Origin of the sequence: Mycobacterium sp. NAZ190054 (assembly GCF_001545925.1) — a bacterium.
Lineage (GTDB): Bacteria > Actinomycetota > Actinomycetes > Mycobacteriales > Mycobacteriaceae > Mycobacterium.
On the sequence record NZ_LMVQ01000494.1, the window covers coordinates 1 to 832 of the forward strand.

At 67.7% G+C, this 832-nt stretch carries 1 protein-coding gene and 1 pseudogene; both read left to right on the forward strand.

Annotation, left to right across the window (positions count from 1 at the left end; translation table 11 throughout):
- Window positions 1-139, forward strand: a pseudogene (locus tag ASJ79_RS32800) (mammalian cell entry protein); the annotation flags it as partial.
- Window positions 140-142: 3 nt separating this feature from the next.
- Window positions 143-832 (forward strand): MCE family protein (locus tag ASJ79_RS24900; RefSeq protein ID WP_156448633.1); only part of this gene is annotated, 690 nt, incomplete at its 3' end.

An 832-nucleotide genomic window follows, 5' to 3' on the forward strand; every position in this document is an offset into this window, starting at 1 on the left:
CGGCACCGGCGTTTCCGGCATGCTCCGTGCGCTCGAACAGGCGTGGGGCCGCGACCCGAACACGATGATCCCCGACGTGCGGTTCACCCCGAACCCGAACTCGGCGCCGAACGGGCCTCTCATCGAGAGGAGTGAGTGAGCGATGCTGACCCGCTTCGTCAAGATCCAGCTGATCATCTTCACGATCCTCACCGTGGTGGCGCTCGGCGTGCTCGGCCTCTACTACCTGCGCCTGCCCAGCCTGGTCGGGGTCGGCCAGTACCCGCTGTACGCGGAACTGGAGCGCTCCGGCGGGCTGTACCCGACCGGCAACGTCACCTACCGCGGCACCCAGATCGGCAAGGTCACCGAGGTCGAGCCGACCGAGACCGGCGCCCGCGTCACGATGAGCATCGACAACGAGTACAAGATCCCGGCCGATGTGAGCGCCAACGTGCACTCGGTGTCGGCGATCGGCGAACAGTACCTCGACCTGGTCTCCGAGACCGGCACCGACCAGTACCTCAGCGCGGGTCAGACGATCACCAAGAGCTCGGTGCCCGCCGAGGTGGGGCCCGCGCTCGACGCCGCCAACAAGGGTCTGGCCGTGCTGCCGAAGGAGAAGATCGACCTGCTGCTGACCGAGACTTCGGAGGCGGTCGGCGGGCTGGGTCCGGCGTTGCAGCGGCTGGTCGACTCGACCACCAACCTCGCCGAGGGCTTCCGCGACAACCTGCCGCAGGTCAACGACATCATCACCAACGCGGCGCCGATCCTGGACAGCCAGGTGACCTCCGGCGACGCGATCGAGCAGTGGTCGCGCAACCTCAACGTCATCGCTTCCCAGGCCGCC